The following is a 19066-nucleotide window of genomic DNA, read 5'->3' as shown; positions in this document are numbered from 1 at the left end:
ACCGTTCCCTCCGGGTGGCCGGGCCGATGGGCCCGGCCACCCGGAGAACGCCGGGCTCCCCGGCGTACCGGTCGGTTAAAGTGCCGGGATGACCAGCCCGATTTTTGCGCTCTGCGATGAGTACGTGACCCGTTCGGCGGCCCTCGACCCGGTCGGCGCCGGCATGGAGGGCGTGGACGTCCCGTTCGCCCCGGCCACCGACTACAGCCCGGAGGGCCACGCCGCCCGCGCGGCGCTGATGAAGGACACCCTGGCCAGGCTCTCCTCCCTGGAACCGCTCGGTGAGGCCGATGTGCGGGCCGCCGCCCACCTGCGGGAACGGCTGGAGGCCGAGCTGGCCCTGCACGAGACCGGCGAGCACCTCCGCGCGGTGCGCGCGCCGTTCGGGCTGGTCTGCGAGCTGTGGGAGAGCACCGACCTGTTGCCGCACCGCACCGAGGACGAGTGGCGCGACGTCGCGACGCGGCTCGCGGCCATCCCGGGGATGCTCCGGGGCTGGCAGGCGAGCCTCTCCGCCGGACTGGACCAGGGGCTGCGCGCCGCGCGCCGGCAGGCGCTGGAGTCGGCCGTCCAGGCCGCGCGCTTCGCGGAGGACCGCACGCACCGGTCCCTGGTGGACGCCTACGGCGACGGCCCGCTCCGGGACGAGCTCGCCGGGAGCGCCGACGCCGCGCACGCGGGCTACGCCGAGGCCGCCCGCTACCTGCGCGAGGAGTACACGCCCCGGGCGAGCGAGACCGACGGGGTGGGCGCCGAGCGGTACGCCGTGCACTCGCGCCTCCAGCTCGGCGCCGACATCGACCTGGCCGACGCCTACGAGTGGGGCTGGGCCGAGCTGGCCCGCATCGAGGCCGAGCTGGCCGTCGAGGCCGACCGGGTGCGGCCGGGCGCCTCGGTGGAGGAGGCGACCGCGATCCTCAACGAGACCTGCTACGTCGAGGGGCGGGACGCCTACCGGGAGTGGCTGCAGGAGCGCCACGACCGGGCGATCGAGCGGCTGCACGGCACCCACTTCGACATCGCCGAGCCGCTGCGGCGGGTGGACGTCGTGCTGTCCTTCGACGCCAGCGCGGGCGCGGCCTCCTACATGAGCCCCAGCGAGGACCTGTCCCGGCCGGGCCGTACCAACTGGCCGGTGACCCCGGACCGGAACCGGTTCGAGGTCTGGAACGAGCTGACCACCGTCTTCCACGAGGGCGTCCCGGGTCACCACCTCCAGATCGGCACCACGCGGGTCGTCGGCGAGGGCCTGTCGCGCTTCGGCCTGGCCTCCTGGGTGAGCGGGCACGGCGAGGGCTGGGCGCTGTACGCCGAGCGGCTCGCCGACGAGCTGGGCTGGTTCGACGAGCCGGGCACCCGGCTGGGCATGCTGGCCGGGTCGGCCCTGCGGGCGGCCCGGGTCGTCATCGACCTCGGCGTCCACCTGGACCTGCCGCTGCCCGACGGTTCCCGGTGGACCTTCGAGCGGGCGTGCGAGGTGCTGCGGGACCGCGGCCGTTGCGAGCCGCACCGGGTGCACAACGAGGTGGTCCGCTACTTCGGCTGGCCCGCGCAGGCCCCCTCCTACAAGCTGGGCGAGCGCGCCTGGCTGGCCGCCCGCGAGGAGGCCCGGCAGCGGCTGGGCGCCGGCTTCGACCTGCGGCGCTGGCACACCGCGGCGCTGGAGCTGGGCCCGGTGGGCCTGTCGAGCCTCACCGAGGCCCTGCGCCGGATCTGACCACCCGTCCGGGCCGGGGTAAACCCACACCGGTCACATGGATTTATTACCTCCGCGCCCAGTGATCCGCGGGGTTGCGGGAATGCTGTCCTCCCCGCCCCGGCGGGCCCTTTCCGAAGATCTTCGGGGCGGTGGCAGGTCGCCCCGAGTGCCTTAGGGTGGCGAGATGGTGATTCTGGACGGCGGACTGGCCACACATCTGGAGACGCTCGGCGCGGATCTCAAGGACGAGCTCTGGTCGGCGAAGCTGCTGGTGGAGGACCCTTCGGTGATCCGGCAGGCGCACCTCGACTACTTCCGCGCCGGAGCCAACGTCGCGATCACCGCGAGTTACCAGGCCAACGTCCCGGCGTTCATGCGCCGGGGGCTGAGCGCCGCCCAGGCCGAGAACCTCATCCTGCTGTCGGTGCGCCTGGCCGTGGAGGCCCGCGACCAGCACGGCGAGGGGACCGTGGCGGCCAGTGTGGGACCGTACGGGGCCTCCCTCGCCAACGGCGCCGAGTACACCGGCGACTACGACCTCGACGAGGACGGCCTTGTCGGCTGGCACCGGGACCGCTGGCACATCCTCGCCGGGAGCGGGGCCGACCTGATGGCCTGCGAGACCATCCCCTCCTACGCGGAGGCCAGGGCGCTGGCCCGGCTGTTCGCCGAGACCCCCCGGATGCGGGGGTGGGTGAGCTTCTCCTGCCGGGACGGCGAGCGCATCAACGACGGCACCCCGCTCAAGGAGGCCGCCGCGCTGTTCGCCGGCAACCAGCAGGTGATCACGGTCGGCGTGAACTGCACGGCGCCGCGGCACGTCGCCAGCCTCATCGGGCAGATCCAGGGCAAGCCCGTGATCGTCTACCCCAACTCCGGCGAGACCTGGGACCCGGTGGGCCGCCGCTGGCTCGGCCTGGCCGACCCGGTCGAGTTCGGCGCCGCGGCGGCCGGGTGGCACGCCGCCGGCTCGAACTTCATCGGCGGCTGCTGCCGTACCACGCCGGAGCACATCCGCCAGATCCGGCGGCATCTGCGGGCCGGCTGAGCGGAGGGTCCTCCCGGGTGCCCGAGTCTCCCGGGCGGCTCCGGGAAGGCCGCCACTTTCCAGGCTCTCCGGGCCGCTCCGGAGAGACCCCTCCCTGGCGCCGACAGCGACGAATCGCCACAATAGCCCCAACACCACCGTTCCGTGCCGCCGGTACGGCGCGGCACCGGCCGGGTCCTCCCGGCCTCTCCGCACACGCCCGATCCCGGGAGACCTCTTGTTCGTCGACATGCCGCTGGCACAGCTGCTGGAGTACCGTCCCGACCGTCACGAGCCCGAGGGGTTCGACGCCTTCTGGGAGCGCACCCTGGCCGAGACCCGCGCCCACGACCTGGGCGCGGTCTTCGCCGAGGTGGAGACCGACCTGGCGCTGGTGCGGGTGTTCGACGTCCGCTACGCGGGTTTCGGCGGCCACGAGATCCGGGGCTGGCTGCTGACGCCCGCCGCGGCCGAGGGGCCGCTGCCGTGCGTGGTGCAGTACATCGGCTACAACGGCGGCCGGGGCGTCCCGCACGACTGGCTGACCTGGCCGGTGGCCGGGTGGGCCGTCTTCGTGATGGACTCGCGCGGGCAGGGCGGCGGCTGGCGCGTCGGCGACACCCCCGACCCGGTGGGGGGCACCGGTCCGCAGGTGAGCGGCAAGCTCACCCAGGGGGTGCTCGACCCGGACGACTACTACTACCGGCGCCTGTACGCCGACGGCGTCCGGGCCGTCGAGGCCGCCCGGACCCACCCCCTGGTGGACCCCTCCCGCGTGGTCGTCTCGGGCGGCAGCCAGGGCGGCGCCATCGCGATGGCGGTCAGCTCGATGGTCCCGGACCTGCTGTTCGCCTTCATCGACGTGCCGTTCATGTCCCACATCCGCCACGCCGCCGTGATCACCGACGAGGACCCCTACGCCGAGCTCGGACGCTTCCTGAAGTCGCACCGCCACCGCCTCGACCGGGTGTTCGCCACCCTCGACCACTTCGACGGCGTGAACTTCGCGGCCCGCAACACCACCCCGGCGCTCTTCTCGGTGGGGCTGCGCGACGGCGTCACCCCGCCGTCCACGGTGTTCGCGGCCTACAACCACTACGCGGGCCCCAAGGACATCCGGGTGTGGCACTTCAACGGGCACGAGGGCGGGGAGTCCGCCCAGGTGGCCGAGCACCTGAAGGTGGCGCGGAAGCTCCCGGCCGGCCGCTGAGCGCCTGACCTGACCTGGCCGCCGGTCCGGAGCGTGTACGGGAACCCGGCGTGAACGGGACGGCGGCCGTCAGCCGGTGAGGGCGCGGGCGATCGCGAAGCCGACGGTCGCCGCGCCCAGGCCGGCGGCGACCGAGGCGGCGACGTTGGCGGCGGCGAGCGTCCTGAACCCGCTCTCGGCCAGCCGCAGCGTCTCGTAGGAGAACGTCGAGTAGGTCGTCAGCGCCCCGCAGAGGCCGGTGCCGAGCAGCAGCTGCGGGCCGGCGCCCACGGCCCCGGACAGCACCGCCCCGGTCAGCGAGCCCAGCACCAGCGAGCCGATCATGTTGACGACGAGGGTGCCCCAGGGGAAGGCCGTGGCGTGGCGGGCCTGGACGGCGCGGTCGGTGAGGTAGCGCAGGGGCGCGCCGAGGGCGCCCCCGAGCAGCACCAGCAGCCAGCTCACAGGATCGCCCGGGTGGCACGCGACCCGGCGGTCACCGCGATCAGGGCGACCACGGGGGTGGCCGCGAGGTAGGCGAGGGCGGCGCCGGGACGCCCGCCGATCAGCAGGCCCTGGATGTCCACGCTGAAGGCGGAGAAGGTGGTGAACCCGCCCAGCACCCCGGTGCCCAGGAGCGGCCGGATCCAGGCCGGGGCCGCCGGAGCCGCGGCCAGGGCCGCCATGAGGACGCCGATCAGCAGGCAGCCGGCCGCGTTGACGCCCAGCGTGGTCCACGGGAAGGAGCCGTCCGGGGTGGGCCACAGCAGGCCGGCGCCGTACCGGGCCGCGGCTCCGGCGGCCCCGCCGGCGGCGACGATCGCCAGGACGGCGTGGTGCGAGCGGCTCAGCTCGCCCCGCTGGCGTTCGTCGGTGAGATCGACGTCGGGATCGATGGGCTCGGCGGCCATGCCAGCCAGCTTAGGGTCCGTCCGGACCACGCGGCCCGGCGCCGCCGCCCGGCCCGGGTTCCGTTCCGCGGTTCTCCGCCGTGGCGAGGATCCACGGAACAGGACCTAGTCGTGCTTGGCCTCCCCGGCCTTCCTGATGTTCCTGGCGTCCTTGGTCGCGCGGACGGCGTCCTTCGCCGCGCCCTTGGCGGCGCGGGCCGCGCCCTTGGCCGCCTCCTTGGCGGCGCGGGCGGCGTCCTTGGCGGCGCGGGCCGCCTCGGCCTTGGCGGTGGCGGCGTACTTGTCGACGTACTCCTGGCCGGAGAGCTCCATCAGCGCGTACATGATCTCGTCGGTGACGGCCCGCAGGACGAGGTGGTCCTCCTCCATCCCGTAGTAGCGGGAGAAGTCGAGCGGCTTGCCGAACTTCACCCCCGGGCGGATGCCCAGCCTGGGCAGCGGGCGGCCGGGGGGCATCATCTCGAAGGTGTTGACCATCACCCAGGGGACGACCGGCACGCGGGACTCCAGCGCCAGGCGGGCCACGCCGGTCTTGCCCTTGTAGAGGCGGCCGTCGTGGGTGCGGGTGCCCTCGGGGTAGATCGCGAGCACGTGGCCCTCGGAGAGGATGCGCTTGCCGGTGCGCAGCGCGGCCTCGCTGGCCTTGCCGCCGGAGCGGTCGATCGGGACGGTGCCCACGCCGCTGAAGAACGCCTTGCTGGCGAGCCCCTTGAGGCCGCTGCCGGTGAAGTAGTCGGACTTGCCGAGGGTGATCACCTTGCGCGGCAGGGGCAGCGCCCCGAAGAAGTGGTCGGCGAACGACAGGTGGTTGCCGGCCAGGATCACCGGCCCTTCCACGGGTACGTTCTCCACCCCCTCCGCCCACGGGCGGAAGATGAGATGGAGGAAGGGCCAGAGGATGGCCTTCACCACCCAGTAGAACACGCGGGGCTCCTTCGGTTGACAGGCGTCGAACTGGAGTTATCTTCGCACTTTCAGACTCAGCCAACTACACCGCGAAACCACCCAAATCCACCCCTCGCAAAACACGGCCCACTCGTGCGACGATCGGGCGGACCTGACAAGGAGCTGCGATGCCAGTCATGCCTGGTGCGGAACCGTACCACCACAGAGGTGGGCAGATCGGCGTGCTGCTCTGTCATGGGTTCACCGGCTCGCCCCAGTCGCTGCGTCCCTGGGGCGAGTATCTCGCCGCGGCCGGCCTGACCGTGTCGCTGCCCCGGCTGCCGGGCCACGGCACCACCTGGCAGGAGATGAGCCACACCCGCTGGGAGGACTGGTACGCCGAGCTGGACAAGGCGCTGGCCCGGCTGCGGGCCGACTGCGCCGAGGTGTTCGTGATGGGCCTGTCGCTGGGCGGCTGCCTGGCGCTGCGGCTGGCCGAGGTGCACGGCCGGGCGATCAGGGGCGTGGTGGTCGTCAACCCTTCGGTGGCCAACGACGTCCCACTGCTGAGACTCGCGCCGCTGCTGCGGCTGGTGGTCTCCTCCGTGCCGGGAGTGGCCGGGGACATCAAGAAGGAGGGGGTGTCCGAGCTGGGGTACACGCGCACGCCGGTCAAGGCCGCCGCCACCCTCCCCCGGCTGTGGGCGCTGACCCAGGCCGACCTGGAAAGAATCACCCAGCCGGTGCTGGTATTCCACAGCCCGCAGGACCATGTGGTGAAACCGACCAGTGTGCGCATTCTGCGTGAGAAGCTGACGAGGGGGAATCTCGATGTGGTGGAACTCCGCGACAGCTATCACGTCGCGACGCTCGACAACGACGCCGAACAGATCTTTGCGAGGAGCCTGGAGTTCATCGACACGAACGCCTCTGTACCCTTGCAAGGAAGTTGAACGCGGGTGGGGGATGTGCGGTTTCCGGGAGAAAGAGGCCGCCCGATGAGTGACGGGCCCAGCTAGGTGACGCCGCAGAGCGATGAGGACGAGGTCTGGCGTCAGATCGTCGCGTCCTTCAATGACACCGCCGAGCGCGACTCGGCGGATCAGCCGTGGCCGGACAGCGAGAACCTCCCGGCGGAGCCCGCCCCGCGGGTGGTCCGGCGCTCGGACGAGGAACTCCTCGCCGAGGACGACTACGGCGACGGCGACGCTCCCGGCGACGACGGCCGGGAGGACCCGGAGGACCGCGAGGAGACGGACGAGGGCCACTACGTGCCCCCGCCGCCGCCCCCGCTGCCCAAGACCGACGCCACCACGAAGATCGCCTGGCTCGGCCTGTTCGGCGGTCCGGCCTACCTGCTGCTCAGCGCGGCTCTCGACTGGAGCCTGCCCGGCTGGGTGCTCTTCACCGCGGTCGCCGCGTTCATCGGCGGCTTCGTGGCGCTGGTGGTGCGGATGGGCGACGGGCCGCCCAGCGACTCCGGCTGGGACGACGGCGCCGTGATCTGACGCGGCGCGCGACCGGACCGGCCAGGCGACGCCGTGGTCCGGCGCCGCACACGGCCGGGCGGGCCGGACGGCGACGCCGTGCTCCGGCGCGGCGCCCCGCCGGGCGGGTCAGGACTTGGCCCGCTCCGGGAGGCCGAACCGCTCGATGACGTCGGTGTAGCGGCCCTTGGCGTCCACGACGTGGCCCACGGCCAGCACGCCGCCGTCCTTGGGGAGGTAGGCGACCGACTGGAGCCGGACGGTGCGCCGGGCCTCGGCCGGGGCGCCGCGCACGGACTTGAGCGTGCGGCCGTCGTACCGCAGCAGGAACGCCTCCCCCGGCCGTTTCAGGTCCACGCCGGAGATCCAGAAGTGCCCCTTGTGGTCGCCGGTGACCCCGTACAGGTTCATCCGGTCTCCGCGCACGCGCACCCGGGACCACTTCTTGCCGTTCCACGACAGGATCAGCGGACCGGCCTCGCCGGAGTCCCCCCGGTAGACGCCGCCGACCGCCAGTGCCCGCTTCGGTCCGTCGATGTGGACGTCGCGGAGGTAGCCGTCGGGGATGTCGGGGGCCTTGACGGTCTTCCACCGCCCGCCGGAGAGCCGGGCGAGCAGCGGCCCGTCGCCGTCGTCGCCCACCGCCCAGCCGTCGTCCTTGCCGGACAGCGCCACGCCGTACAGCGTGCCCTCGCCCTTGAGCGCGGTGACCTTCCGCTTGGCGGAGGTCACCGTGAGGATCATCGGCTGCTTGCCGCGGCGGCCGACCGAGACCATCCGGCCGCCGGTCGCGGCCACCCCGCCCAGCCAGTCGCCCACGCGCAGCCCGTCGACGGCGAACCGGTCGAAGCCCGTGCCGTCCCCCCGCGCGAGGTACGGCAGGCCGTCGTGGCCCTCGCCGACGGCCCACACCTCCGTCGGGGAGGCCGCCGCGATCGAGCGCAGGACGCCCGCCCCGGTGGGGTCGTTCCGGACGCCGACCTCGCTCCAGGCCGAGCCGTCCCAGTGGGCGATCGCCCCGCGGCTCTGCCAGATGTCCCAGACGCTCTGCTGGCCCACGGCCCAGGCGCTGCTCGCCGAGACCCCGGCCACGTCGGACAGCGACCCGTCGCTGCTCAGGCGAGCGCTGGTCGGCGTCTGCCAGACGACGCCGGCCGATGGAGGGTCGGCGGGCTCGGCGAACGCGGCGGGCGGGTGCGAGGACAGAAGGAGCATGCCTCCCGCGCACAGCGCCAGCGCACGCCGCGGAAGGCGACGGGTCATGCACCAAATGGTACGGGGCCGGAGGGGATCACGTGTGCCACTCCCCCTCCCGGGACGCCTTCGGGACACCGGGAGTGGGGTCATCCGCTCCGGCCTGCCGTACGGCGCAGCTCCGCGACCACCGGCAGATGGTCGGTGGCCGCCGTCAGATCGGCCGGGTCGGCCCCGCCCCCGCCGCGGGACACCACCCGGAGGTCCCCGGCCGCGAAGATCGCGTCGATGCGCAGCCGCGGCCCGCGCGCCGGGAAGGTGAGGCCGTCGCCGCGCGGCGAGACGGGGTGGCAGTCGGTCAGCCGCCCGGCGATGTGGCGCCAGGCCGGCTCGTGGGCCTGCTCGTTGAGGTCTCCGGCGAGCACCGGCAGGGCGTCGAAGCGGCGGGCCGTCGCACGCAGCAGGGCCAGCGCCTCGACCGCGTGGTACAGGCGGGCTCCCCGGTCGAGGTCGAGGTGGACCGAGCCGACCGCCAGCCGCTGCCCGCGCGCCTCCACCACGGCGATCGCGACCGCGCGGCGCTCCAGGCCGGGGAACCACCGCAGGTGGTGGCCCGCGCCGTGCAGCACCCGCACGTCCGGGCCGACCAGGACGGCCACCCCGCCGGAGCGGCGGCCGGCCGCCGGCGTCAGCCCGCCGAAGGCGGCCAGCTCCCGGCGTCTGCTCCGCCAGCGCAGGAACCGGGGCGCCTCCTGCACGCAGAGCACGTCGGCGCGGAGCGCGGCGATCACCCGGCCCAGGGCGGCGGTGTCGTCCTTCATGGAGCGCACGTTGTAGGCGGCGACCCTGATCGTCACCGCGTCACCGCCCGGCGCCCGCCGCCGCCGTCCCGCACCGGCACGGTCACCATCGTGGTCCCGCCGCCGTCCCGCACCGGCACGGTCAGCATCGTGGTCCCGCCGCCGTCCCGCACCGGCACGGCCGCCGTCCTGGTCCGGCGACCGTCCCGCACCGGGCGCCCGGCACCGTCCGGCACCCCTCAGCGCCTCCTGGCGAGGTCGGCCGCGCCGACCAGGCCCGCGGACGCGCCCAGCTCGGCGAGGCGGATCTCGGCCAGCGGGCGGTGCCCCCTGCCGGTCACGATCCGCGCGTAGGTGTCGCGGACCTCGTCGAACCAGAACTCCGCGGCGCGCGAGACGCCGCCGCCGAGCACGAAGCAGCCCGGGTCGAGGATCGCGGTGAGATCGGCCAGCCCCTGGGCGAGCCAGCCGGCGACCGAGGAGAACGCGGCCAGCGCGGCCGGGTCTCCCTCGCCCGCCGCCTCGGTGACCTCCTGGCCCTCGATGCGGTCGGGCGTGCCACCGGCGATCTCCAGCAGCCGGGCCGCCCGGCCCGGCTCGGCGCCGGCGATCTCCTTGGCCTCGTGGACGAGGGCGTTGCCGCTGGCGTACTGCTCCCAGCAGCCGAGGTTGCCGCACCCGCACAGGCGCCCGCCGGGGACCACCTGCATGTGGCCCAGCTCCGCGCCCATGCCCCAGCGCCCCCGGTAGAGGGAGCCGTCGAGCACGATGCCGCCGCCGATGCCGGTGCCGACGGTCAGGCACACCAGGTGGGTCTCGCCGCGCCCGGCGCCGAACCGCGACTCCGCCCAGGCCATCGCGTTGGCGTCGTTCTCCACCACGACGGGCAGGCCGACGAGGTCGGAGACCTTCTTCTGCAGCGGCTCCTCACGCCAGGCCAGGTTGGGGGCGAAGCGCACGACGGACCGCGTCTCGTCGACGAACCCGGCGGCGCCGAGCCCCACGGCCTCGATCGAGCGGTCCTTCGACAGCTCCTTGACCACCTCGGCGATGGTCTCGGCGACCTTCTCGGGGTTCTGGGCCGGGGTGGGCCTCAGCAGGTTCTCGACGATGTGGCCGTCCTCGTCCACCACACCCGCCGCGACCTTGGTGCCGCCGATGTCAACGCCGATGGTCAGCGCCATGTTCTCAACCTCTCTCGCCGGGGTCCGCCCCCGGCCGTTCCGCTTCGGGGGTCACCCCAGGTCGATGTGCTCCACCGGGGTCTCGTCGCGACGGCGCTCCCGGGCCCGCTGCGCGGGCGAGGGCCGGTTGAGGCCGTCCACGGCGGTCCTGAAGGCGGCGAACAGCTCGCTGCCCGCCTGCACCAGGTGGTCGGTGACCGCGACGCCCGACTCGCGTTCCCGGTCCCGCCGGTCCGCCTTCGCCCGGCAGACGGGGCAGGCCCGGCAGATGTACTCGTCGTGCCCGGACACCGCCTCCCCCCACACGTCCCGGCCGGCCGTACGGCCACCGCCGCCGCCACCGCCACCGCCACCGCCACCGCCGAAGACTCCGCCGACGGTGCCCCGGACGTCCCGGACGGCGCCCCTGACCAGGCTCTTGCCCAGCTCCCTGGCGGCCCGCTGCTGGAGGGAGTCGAAGAGCTTGAACGCCTCCTCGACGGCGCCGCCCAGCGGGTCCGCGGAGCCGCCGCGCGCGTCGTTCCGGGCGTGGCCGGGCGCGCCGTCCCGTGCGCCGCGCGGGTCGTTCCGGGTGCCGCGTGGAGCGTCCCGCACCGTGCCGCCCACGTCGTCGCTCACGTCGCCCCACACGTCGTCCCGCGCGTCGCCGCGTGATCCGCCCGGAGTGACGTCGCTCACGCCGCTCCACACGTCGTCTCGCGCGCCAGACCCGGCGCTTTCCGCTTTACCGGTCTTGTCGGTCATGTCAGTCATCTGGCCCTCCCGACTCGAACCGTACCCGGAGAACCCCGTCGCGGAGCACCGCCTCACGCACCCTTCTGCGGGACAGGGCGGCGGGCAGGGCCAGCACCCGCCGGTGTGAGCCCGCGGTGACGATCAGCTCGTCGCCCTTGCGCGCCAGGTCCACCTCGTCCCGCTCGGCGAGCGGCAGCGCCAGGACCAGCTCACCCTCCGGGGTGATCCGCAGCGGCGGGTCCCCGGAGGGCGGTGCGAAGGGGTCGGCTCCGCCGTACACGGCCTCGGCGACCCCGGCGAGGGAGTCGGCGCCGACCGGCTCGGCGTCGAGGTAGGGAACCGTGTGCAGGGGCAGCGGGGAGAACGACTGGCGGATCTCCGCCAGGTGGCCGGTCTGGGCCTTCACCCAGCCGCGCCGCCACGGGTCGGCCCCGTCCGCCGGGAAGACCCGGTTGGCGATCACCGCGTCGACGCGGTAGCCGTACAGGCTGAGCGAGGTGAGCGTACGGCGGGCCTCGGCCAGCACGACGGCCTCCGGGGTGAGGACGAGCCGGACGCTGGCGTCCGGGCCGGTGAGCAGTTCCCGGACCTCCATCAGGCCCCGGTGCAGGCGCTCCCCCGCGCCGAGCACGTGGTCCTCGGGCACGCTGACCTGGGCCACCCTTCGGACCACCGGCGAGAGCGCGCGCAGCAGCCGCCGGCCGGTCGGCAGCAGCCGGTTCACGTGCCAGTCGAGGGCCTCGGGCAGGGCGAGCAGCCGGAGCGTCTCGGCGGTGGGCGCGCAGTCGACGACGATCACGTCCCACCGGTCGTCGCGGGCCTGCTCACGCAGCTCCAGCAGCGCGATGACCTCCTCCGCGCCGGGCAGCACCGTGATCTCCTCGGCGGTGATCTCGTCAAGGCCGAGGTCCGCGAGGACGTCCCTGGCGTAGTCGCGCAGCTCGCCCCACTGGCGTTCCAGCGCCTTCTGGGTGTCCACCTGGTACAGGTGCAGACCGGGCTCGACCTCGGCGGGGCCGTCCCCGACCGTCACGCCCAGCGCGTCGGCCAGCGAGTGCGCGGTGTCGGTGGAGAGCACCAGCGTCCTCCGCCCCGAGCGGGCGGCGAGGACGGCGGTGGCGGCCGCCACGGTCGTCTTGCCGACTCCGCCCTTGCCGGTGAACAGCAGGACCCGGCTCACGCGGCCTCCAGGCCCGCCGCCGGAGCCTCGGCCGCCCCGACCCGGACACGGTCCGCCACGACACCGGTACGGGCCGCCGTGCCCCGGGGACGGCCCGGCACGGTCTCCCGGCCCGCCGGAGCCCGCCCGCCGCGGCTCATGCGGCCTCGACGCGCTTCTTCAGTCCCTTCAGGGCGGTGTCGACGATGACCTTCTCGGCCTTGCGCCTGATCATGCCGATCATCGGGACCTTGAGGTCCGCGGTGAGCTCGTACGTCACCTCGGTGCCGCCGCCCCGCTCCTCCAGGACGTAACGCCCGGTGAGCCCGGAGATCATCCGGCCCTCCTTCGCGATCCGCCAGCCGACCGACTCCTCGCCGTCCCAGGTGTAGGCGAGGGTGTACTCGTCGTTGATGACGCCCGCGTCCAGGACGAACCGGACCTCGGCCGGGCGGCCGTCCGGCCCGGTGGACAGGATCTCGGCCTCCTTCACCTGGCCGGCCCACCGGGGATAGGCGGGGAAGTCGGCGATCACGGCCATGACGGCCGGGCGGGCGGCGTCGATCGTGATGCTGGAGGAGGTGCGATCAGCCATGGGGTTACCGTACTCGTTTCCGCTCTCCCCGGATCACCGCCGCGCGCCCGGCTCACCATTCGAGGACGAAGGGCGTTCCCCGGCCGCGGAAGTGACCCACGTTGACGCACTCGGTCCGGCCGATCCGGGTGCGCGGCGACAGGGGCTGGTGGACGTGCCCGAACAGGGCGTAGCGCGGCTGCGTCCGCCTGATCGCCTCCAGCGTGGCCTCGCTGCCCCGCTCGAAGCGCCGGGCGACCACGTCGTAGAGCAGTTCGGGGACGGCCGGGGGGATGTGGCAGCAGAGGACGTCCACCTCGCCGACGGCCTCCACCTTGCGGGCGAACTCCTCGTCGTCGATCTCGTTCGGCGTCCGGTACTGCGTGCGCAGCCCGCCCCCGACGAAGCCGAACCGCAGGCCGCCGATCTCCACGGTCTCCCCGTCGAGCACGCGGTGGCCCTCGCGCAGGTAGTCGGGCCACAGGCGGGGCAGGTCGACGTTCCCGTGGGTGAGGTAGGCCGGGGCCGGCATCGCGGCGAAGGTCTCCTCGTACTGCCTGCGGACGGCGCGCTCGATGTGGTCGCGGGGGTCGCCGCCGAGCGAGGCCCACAGCGCCGCCGACATCTCCCGCGCCTCGCCGAACCGCTTGGCCGTGCGCAGGGCGATGAAGCGGGCGGCCTGCTCGGCGCCGAACAGCTCGGCGAAGATGCCCCGGGAGTGGTCGTCGTAGTCGACGAACAGGATGAGGTCCCCGAGGCAGACGAGCGCGTCGGCCCCCTCTCCCGCGCGGGCCAGGGCGTCGGTCCTACCGTGCACATCACTGACGACATGAACCCGCATGGCGGACATCCTAACCGGGCCAAGAAAGCGGACATAAGTAACAATCAATTCGCGACCGGTACGGTGCGACCGTCCCGGACGGCTGGGCTGATACCGTGAATCCGCCTCGGACAACGCCTGGTCGGCGGCCTTACCCACGCGTAACATGTCGCGTCGAACCTCAGGCAGACCCATCGATCCGTGTGACCTCAGGAGTGCCCGTGCGCGAGTACAGCGTCCCCGTGCTGGTGGATGTCCCCCCCTCCGCCAATCTGACCGACACGGTGTTCCAGCGTGCCGATCGGGAGCCGGGCGCCGTGGTCATGCGCCGCAAGGCCGGCGAGGAGTGGAAGGACGTCACCGCCGGGGAGTTCCGCGACCAGGTCGCCGCCCTGGCCAAGGGCCTGATCAGCGCCGGGATCGAGCCCGGTGACCGGGTCGCCCTGATGTCGCGCACCCGCTACGAGTGGACCGTCGCCGACTACGCGATCTGGGCCGCCGGCGCGGTGGGCGTCCCGATCTACGAGACCTCCTCCGCCGACCAGGTGAAGTGGATCGTCTCCGACAGCGGCGCCAGGGCCGCCTTCGTGGAGCTCGCCTCGCACGAGGAGACGGTCCGCGAGGTGACGGACGAGCTGCCCGGCCTCAAGGACGTCTGGCGCATCGACGGCGGGGCCCTGGAGGAGCTGAGCGCGGCCGGAGCCGAGGTGTCCGACGAGACCCTGACCGAGCGCAGGACCTCCCGCGGCATCGCCGACCTGGCCACCATCGTCTACACCTCCGGCACCACCGGCCGGCCCAAGGGCTGCCGGCTGACCCACGACAACCTGCTGTTCACCGCGCGGAACGTGGCGGCCGGCCCGCTGGAGGCCCTGTTCACCACCGAGGACCGGGCGGCGCTGCTGTTCCTGCCCCTCGCGCACGTCTTCGCCCGCATGATCGAGATCGTGCTCGTCGAGACGGGCACCGTCATCGCCCACACCCCCAACATGAAGAACGTCGCGCCCGACCTCCAGGCCACCAGTCCGACGTTCCTGCTGGGCGTGCCCCGGGTGTTCGAGAAGGTCTACAACGGCGCCGAGCAGACGGCCGCCGCCGGCGGCAAGGGCAAGATCTTCCACGCCGCCGTCGACGTCGCCATCGCCTGGAGCCGCGCCGAGTCCGCGGGCGGCGCCGGGCTCGGCCTGACGGTCAAGCGCGCCGTGTTCGACCGGCTGGTGTACCGGAAGCTCCGCGCGGCCACCGGCGGGAAGCTGTCGGCCGCGGTGTCGGGCGGCTCGGCGCTGGGCGAGCGGCTCGGCCACTTCTTCCGCGGCGCGGGCATCGAGGTCTTCGAGGGCTGGGGCCTGACCGAGACCTCCGCGCCGTCCGCGGTCAACATGCCCGGCGCCAACAAGATCGGCACCGTCGGCAAGCCGTTCCCGGGCGTCACGCTCGCCGTCGCCGACGACGGCGAGATCCTGATCAAGGGCCGTCACGTCTTCCACGGCTACTGGAAGGACGAGAAGGCCACCGCCGAGGCGATCGACGCCGACGGCTGGTTCCACAGCGGCGACGTCGGCGAGCTGGACGGGGACGGCTACCTCCGCATCACCGGCCGCAAGAAGGAGATCCTCGTCACCGCCGCCGGCAAGAACGTCGCGCCCGGCCCGCTGGAGGACCTCATCCGCGCCCACCCGCTGGTCAGCCAGGCGATGGTGGTCGGCGACGGCCGGCCGTTCGTCTCCGCGCTCGTGACCCTCGACCCCGAGGCCCTCGAGCAGTGGAAGAAGACCAACGGCAGGGAGGGGGCCTCCCTGGCCGACCTCAGCACCGACCAGACCGTCCTCGCCGAGGTGCAGAAGGCGGTGGACACCGCCAACCGGTCGGTGTCCAAGGCCGAGCAGATCAAGAAGTTCACGGTGCTCGACACCGACCTCACCGAGGAGACCGGGCACGTCACGCCCAGCCTCAAGATCAAGCGCAACCTCGTGATGCGCGACTTCGCCGACCGGATCGACGCCCTGTACGGCTGACACCGTACGGCCGGCGCCCAGGTCCCGCCGTACCCCGTACGGCGGGGCCTACAGCAGTTCGGCGAAGCGGGCGGACACCAGGTCCCAGCCCCACTCGCGGGTGACCCAGTCGCGCCCGCGCTCGCCCATCTTCCGCGCCCGCTCCGGATCCTCCAGCAGCCCGGTCACGGCCCGCGCCACCTCCCGCGCGCGGGTGCCGTCCACCACCACGCCGGTCTCCCCCGGCAGGACCGCGTCCGGCGCGCCGCCGGAGGAGCCCGCCACCACGGGCAGGCCGCTGGCCGACGCCTCCAGGTAGACGATGCCGAGCCCCTCGACGTCGATGCCGCCCAGCCTGGTACGGCACGGCATGGCGAACACGTCGCCCGCGTCGAGGTGGGCCGGCAGCGCCGCCCACGGCACCGGCCCGGTGATCCGGACCGCGTCGCCCAGCGGCCGGGCCAGCCGTTCCAGGGTGCGGCGGTACGGGCCGCCCCCGACGATCACCAGCACGGCCTCCGGCACGGCCCGCAGCACGAGCGGCCAGGCCCGCAGCAGGACGTCCTGGCCCTTGCGCGGCACCAGCCTGGACAGGCAGACCACGACCGGCCGGTCCCCCAGGCCCAGCGCCGCGCGCACCTCATGCCCGCCCGCGCCGGGCCGGAACGCCCCGGTGTCGACACCCGGCGCGAGCCGGGCCAGCCTGCCGGAGGGGATCACCCGCTCCAGCCTCCGCCGGGTGTACTCCCCCAGGTAGGTGACCACGTCGGCGTGCCCGCCGATCCTCGCCAGCAGCCCGCGGGCGCCGGGGACGCCGGCCCAGGCCGCCTCGTGCCCGTGGGTGACCATGACGATCCGGCGGGCCCCGGCGGCGCGCATCGCGGGCGCGAGCAGCCCGAGCGGAGCCGCCGCCCCGAACACCACCGTGTCGCAGCCGTACGCCGCCACGACCTCGGCGGCCCGGCGGGCGACCCCGCGCGTGGGCAGCATCAGCGAGGTGGGGTGGCGCACGACCGGGTACGGCCGGCGGGCGTCGAAGTCGTCGCAGCCGGGCCAGCGGGGGGCGTAGACGACCACCGAGTCCGGCGGGCGGCCGTCGGCCAGGCCGCGCACGAACGCCTGGATGCCCCCGGGCCGGGGCGGGAAGTCGTTGGTGAGGAACAGCGCGCGGCTCACGGCTCCGGGACGCCGTTCAGCCGGGCCCATGAGCGCGCCATGGCGATCCGTTGCGGCGTCGTCGGGTGAGAACCGTAGAGGACGTATTCCAGGAAGTCCGGCGACAGGTCGGAGACGTTGGTGACCGACAGGCGCCGCTGCATCGCGGCGAACGTCTCCGGGTCGCGGGTCAGCTCCAGCGCGTGCGCGTCGGCGCGGGCCTCGATCTGCCTGCTGACCAGGTTCTGGGCGGGTCCGGACAGGACCGTGGCCAGGCTCAGCAACCCCATGATCAGGCCCACGGCCCGCGGGTCGGCCGCCGAGGCGACGCCGGCGCGACGCCGTACGGGGCCCGCGGCGAGCACCAGGTACAGCAGGCAGGCGCCGAAGGCGGCGCCCAGCCCCCCGACGAGCGTGCCGTACAGCACGTCGCCCGCCTTCGCGTGGCCCAGCTCGTGCGCCACCACCAGCTCGACCTCTTTCGCGGGCGCCCGGAGCAGGGTGTCGTAGACCACGATCCTGCGGGTCGCGCCGAACCCGGAGACGTAGGCGTTGAGCGCGGTGGTGCGCCGGGAGGCGTCGGCGACCAGGACGTCCTCGACGGGCACGCCGTCGCGGGCGGCCATGGCCAGCAGGTCGTCGCGCAGCGGCCCGGCCGCCATCGGCGTGAAGTCGTTGAAGATCGGCTCGATGACCACCGGGTAGGCGAAGGACGCGGCCACGGTCAGCGTGAACGCTCCGGCCGCGGCGGGTATCCACCAGCGCCGGAAGCGCCGGGCCAGCGCCGTCACGGCGAGCACCATGATCGCGAGCAGCGCGGTCCGGACGCCGATGTCCTTGAGCCGGTCCGCGGTCCAGGAGGGCCACGTCTGGGTGGACAGGCCGTAGGCGCGCAGCTGCGTCTCCGACCACATGCCCAGCGGCCAGCGCAGGGCCTCGACCGCCGCGGACAGCCCGGCGACGCCGAGCAGCGCCCGCACCCACCGGGGCCCGCGCAGCCGTCCGAGCAGCCGGGCGCCCAGCGGGGTGGCCACCAGCACCCCGGCGACCAGGAGGGTCAGCCCGAGCGACAGGTAGGCGGGCGCGGTGAGCGCGGCGTCGAACGCCTCGGAGCGGGCGATCTGCCCGGCGGTGAAGTCCCGCGCCGGGTCGGGCGCGACGGCCGGGGCGGCGGACGGCAGGGCCCGCCAGGGCGTGGTGAGCGCCACGACCGCGACCGTGGCCGCGCCCAGGGCGGCCAGCGCCCATCCGGCGGGCCGCCACCCCCCGGGCACGACCGCCGCTGCTGCGGCGTCGGCCGCATCCGCCGCGGCCGATCGCCGGGACACCGCCCTCGGGCGTGGGGAGGACGTCAACCCAGCTCCCTTCTCAGGTGGTCGCGCCAGCCGGCGGCGAACTCCGCCGGGGACAGGCCCAGCACATCGCCGACATCGCTACCGTAGAGCCTCACCAGCGTCCGCTCGCCGTACCGCCGCGCGACGTAGTGGCAGGCGAGCCACGCCTCCTCGTACGCCTGCGCCCGCCGGGGGGCGTCCGCGGCGAAGTCGGCGGGGCCGGGGAGCCGCTCGGGCAGGCGGCCCTCGCGCACCTCGGCGGCCAGTTCGGCGGCGGCCGCCGGGACCGCGATCCCGGCGTCACGGTAACCGACGTAGTCGGCGAACCCCTCCGACAGCCAGACCGGCACCCGGCCGCCGCGGGTGGCGCCGGTGGCCACGTGGGTGAGCTCGTGGGCGAGCACCACGTCCCGGCCGGTCCCGCTCAGCCTGGCGTACCCCGACGGCAGGACGATCACCCGGCCCGCGTCGGCCAGCGCGGCCAGGCCGGCGACGGCGGCGGGCGCGGCGCCGGCCAGCGCCGCCGCCTCGGCGTCGTCCGCGGGGAACAGGACCACCGCCCGGACCGGTCCCCAGACGTCGAGGACCGTACGGCGGGCGCGGTCGGCGCCGGCCGCCAGGTCGGCGAGGCGGGCCGCCGGGACGCGGTGGCCGATCACGACGGAGTGCTCGCCGCGGACGGTGACGGAGCCGCCGGGCCACGGGTCGCGCGGCGCGGGGAACGGGCCCGCGCCGGTGGCCAGGGCGGCGACCGCCAGTGTCAGGGTTCCGGCGAGCACCGCACGACGCTCTGTCGGGACGCGCACACGCCCGATGGTAGCGACCGGCCCCGGACGCGCGGCGGCCCCGCCCGTCCCTTCGAAGGGAGACACTGTTGGCGAATTGATCAACAGGTCAGGCGGCCAAACACAGAGCCGCG

Annotated in this window: 20 protein-coding genes; 6 read left to right on the top strand and 14 right to left on the bottom strand. The window is 74.2% G+C overall.

Going from position 1 to position 19066, the window contains the following annotated elements; all coding sequences use genetic code 11:
* The first annotated feature begins 88 nt into the window (after positions 1-88).
* The 3 genes from AB0D67_RS14885 to AB0D67_RS14875 all read left to right on the top strand — a co-directional run bounded on the left by AB0D67_RS14885 (position 89) and on the right by AB0D67_RS14875 (position 3936).
* Complete coding sequence (locus tag AB0D67_RS14885; RefSeq protein ID WP_362934393.1) at positions 89-1717, top strand: DUF885 domain-containing protein; 1629 nt, start codon at positions 89-91, stop codon at positions 1715-1717.
* A gap of 166 nt (positions 1718-1883) precedes the next feature.
* The gene (mmuM, locus tag AB0D67_RS14880) at positions 1884-2747 is read left to right on the top strand and encodes a homocysteine S-methyltransferase (protein ID WP_362934390.1); all 864 of its coding nucleotides are present in this window, start codon (positions 1884-1886) and stop codon (positions 2745-2747) included.
* A gap of 217 nt (positions 2748-2964) precedes the next feature.
* On the top strand, positions 2965-3936 hold the full coding sequence (locus AB0D67_RS14875) for an acetylxylan esterase (protein ID WP_362934387.1): 972 nt from the start codon (positions 2965-2967) through the stop codon (positions 3934-3936).
* Positions 3937-4005: 69 nt separating this feature from the next.
* Here the strand turns inward: AB0D67_RS14875 and crcB are convergent, their stop codons facing one another.
* From crcB to AB0D67_RS14860, 3 genes are all read right to left on the bottom strand, one after another.
* A complete protein-coding gene (gene crcB, locus AB0D67_RS14870; protein WP_362934384.1) occupies positions 4006-4380 on the bottom strand; it encodes a fluoride efflux transporter CrcB in 375 nt (124 codons plus the stop codon).
* The gene (locus AB0D67_RS14865; RefSeq protein ID WP_362934381.1) at positions 4377-4826 is read right to left on the bottom strand and encodes a CrcB family protein; all 450 of its coding nucleotides are present in this window, start codon (positions 4824-4826) and stop codon (positions 4377-4379) included. Before AB0D67_RS14865 ends, crcB begins: the two co-directional genes overlap by 4 nt.
* Positions 4827-4931: 105 nt before the next feature.
* Complete coding sequence (locus AB0D67_RS14860) at positions 4932-5750, bottom strand: lysophospholipid acyltransferase family protein (RefSeq protein ID WP_362934378.1); 819 nt, start codon at positions 5748-5750, stop codon at positions 4932-4934.
* A gap of 149 nt (positions 5751-5899) precedes the next feature.
* On the opposite strand from AB0D67_RS14860, the gene AB0D67_RS14855 reads away from it, so the two are divergent.
* Complete coding sequence (locus AB0D67_RS14855) at positions 5900-6664, top strand: alpha/beta fold hydrolase (RefSeq protein ID WP_362934375.1); 765 nt, start codon at positions 5900-5902, stop codon at positions 6662-6664.
* Positions 6665-6730: 66 nt separating this feature from the next.
* Positions 6731-7219, top strand: coding sequence for a hypothetical protein (locus tag AB0D67_RS14850; RefSeq protein WP_362934372.1), 489 nt, complete (start codon positions 6731-6733; stop codon positions 7217-7219).
* A gap of 108 nt (positions 7220-7327) precedes the next feature.
* Here the strand turns inward: AB0D67_RS14850 and AB0D67_RS14845 are convergent, their stop codons facing one another.
* The 8 genes from AB0D67_RS14845 to AB0D67_RS14810 all read right to left on the bottom strand — a co-directional run bounded on the left by AB0D67_RS14845 (position 7328) and on the right by AB0D67_RS14810 (position 13685).
* Complete coding sequence (locus AB0D67_RS14845) at positions 7328-8461, bottom strand: hypothetical protein (protein ID WP_362934369.1); 1134 nt, start codon at positions 8459-8461, stop codon at positions 7328-7330.
* An 80-nt stretch (positions 8462-8541) separates the two neighbouring features.
* Complete coding sequence (locus tag AB0D67_RS14840) at positions 8542-9249, bottom strand: endonuclease/exonuclease/phosphatase family protein (RefSeq protein ID WP_362934366.1); 708 nt, start codon at positions 9247-9249, stop codon at positions 8542-8544.
* A complete protein-coding gene (locus AB0D67_RS14835) occupies positions 9246-9371 on the bottom strand; it encodes a hypothetical protein (RefSeq protein ID WP_362934363.1) in 126 nt (41 codons plus the stop codon). The genes AB0D67_RS14840 and AB0D67_RS14835 overlap by 4 nt, the downstream gene beginning before the upstream one ends.
* 60 nt (positions 9372-9431) lie before the next feature.
* The gene (locus AB0D67_RS14830) at positions 9432-10376 is read right to left on the bottom strand and encodes an ROK family glucokinase (RefSeq protein WP_362934360.1); all 945 of its coding nucleotides are present in this window, start codon (positions 10374-10376) and stop codon (positions 9432-9434) included.
* A 51-nt stretch (positions 10377-10427) separates the two neighbouring features.
* Positions 10428-11054, bottom strand: a complete 627-nt coding sequence (locus AB0D67_RS14825; RefSeq protein ID WP_362934357.1) for a hypothetical protein — start codon at positions 11052-11054, stop codon at positions 10428-10430.
* 67 nt (positions 11055-11121) lie between these two features.
* The gene (locus AB0D67_RS14820; RefSeq protein WP_362934354.1) at positions 11122-12291 is read right to left on the bottom strand and encodes an ArsA family ATPase; all 1170 of its coding nucleotides are present in this window, start codon (positions 12289-12291) and stop codon (positions 11122-11124) included.
* A 136-nt stretch (positions 12292-12427) separates the two neighbouring features.
* Positions 12428-12865, bottom strand: coding sequence for an SRPBCC family protein (locus tag AB0D67_RS14815; protein ID WP_362934351.1), 438 nt, complete (start codon positions 12863-12865; stop codon positions 12428-12430).
* Positions 12866-12917: 52 nt separating this feature from the next.
* Positions 12918-13685, bottom strand: a complete 768-nt coding sequence (locus AB0D67_RS14810) for a metallophosphoesterase (RefSeq protein WP_362934348.1) — start codon at positions 13683-13685, stop codon at positions 12918-12920.
* Positions 13686-13885: 200 nt separating this feature from the next.
* On the opposite strand from AB0D67_RS14810, the gene AB0D67_RS14805 reads away from it, so the two are divergent.
* The gene (locus tag AB0D67_RS14805; RefSeq protein WP_362934345.1) at positions 13886-15679 is read left to right on the top strand and encodes a long-chain fatty acid--CoA ligase; all 1794 of its coding nucleotides are present in this window, start codon (positions 13886-13888) and stop codon (positions 15677-15679) included.
* Positions 15680-15727: 48 nt separating this feature from the next.
* On the opposite strand, the gene AB0D67_RS14800 is transcribed toward AB0D67_RS14805, so the two are convergent.
* From AB0D67_RS14800 to AB0D67_RS14790, 3 genes are read right to left on the bottom strand one after another with little or no spacing between them, the layout of a single operon-like run.
* Entirely contained in the window at positions 15728-16834 is a 1107-nt protein-coding gene (locus AB0D67_RS14800) for a glycosyltransferase family 4 protein (protein ID WP_362934342.1), read from the bottom strand.
* Positions 16831-18168, bottom strand: a complete 1338-nt coding sequence (locus AB0D67_RS14795) for a M48 family metallopeptidase (RefSeq protein ID WP_362934339.1) — start codon at positions 18166-18168, stop codon at positions 16831-16833. The genes AB0D67_RS14800 and AB0D67_RS14795 overlap by 4 nt, the downstream gene beginning before the upstream one ends.
* Positions 18165-18953: a hypothetical protein gene (locus AB0D67_RS14790; protein ID WP_362934336.1), complete on the bottom strand. Its 789-nt coding sequence runs from the start codon at positions 18951-18953 to the stop codon at positions 18165-18167. The genes AB0D67_RS14795 and AB0D67_RS14790 overlap by 4 nt, the downstream gene beginning before the upstream one ends.
* Positions 18954-19066 lie beyond the last annotated feature (113 nt).

This window comes from Streptosporangium sp. NPDC048047, assembly GCF_040653115.1.
In the GTDB taxonomy this organism is placed as follows: domain Bacteria; phylum Actinomycetota; class Actinomycetes; order Streptosporangiales; family Streptosporangiaceae; genus Streptosporangium.
The sequence above is the reverse complement of the archived record's forward strand: the minus strand, read 5'-3'. Positions and strand labels throughout refer to the sequence as shown.

What these genes read in the sequence shown, in the direction of transcription:
- AB0D67_RS14810 (WP_362934348.1), bottom strand. Translation starts at nt 13,685, where the DNA reads ATGCGGGTTCATGTCGTCAGTGATGTGCACGGTAGGACCGACGCCCTG.
- AB0D67_RS14885 (WP_362934393.1), top strand. Translation starts at nt 89, where the DNA reads ATGACCAGCCCGATTTTTGCGCTCTGCGATGAGTACGTGACCCGTTCG.
- AB0D67_RS14845 (WP_362934369.1), bottom strand. Translation starts at nt 8,461, where the DNA reads ATGACCCGTCGCCTTCCGCGGCGTGCGCTGGCGCTGTGCGCGGGAGGC.
- AB0D67_RS14865 (WP_362934381.1), bottom strand. Translation starts at nt 4,826, where the DNA reads ATGGCCGCCGAGCCCATCGATCCCGACGTCGATCTCACCGACGAACGC.
- AB0D67_RS14830 (WP_362934360.1), bottom strand. Translation starts at nt 10,376, where the DNA reads ATGGCGCTGACCATCGGCGTTGACATCGGCGGCACCAAGGTCGCGGCG.
- AB0D67_RS14815 (WP_362934351.1), bottom strand. Translation starts at nt 12,865, where the DNA reads ATGGCTGATCGCACCTCCTCCAGCATCACGATCGACGCCGCCCGCCCG.
- AB0D67_RS14855 (WP_362934375.1), top strand. Translation starts at nt 5,900, where the DNA reads ATGCCAGTCATGCCTGGTGCGGAACCGTACCACCACAGAGGTGGGCAG.
- mmuM (WP_362934390.1), top strand. Translation starts at nt 1,884, where the DNA reads ATGGTGATTCTGGACGGCGGACTGGCCACACATCTGGAGACGCTCGGC.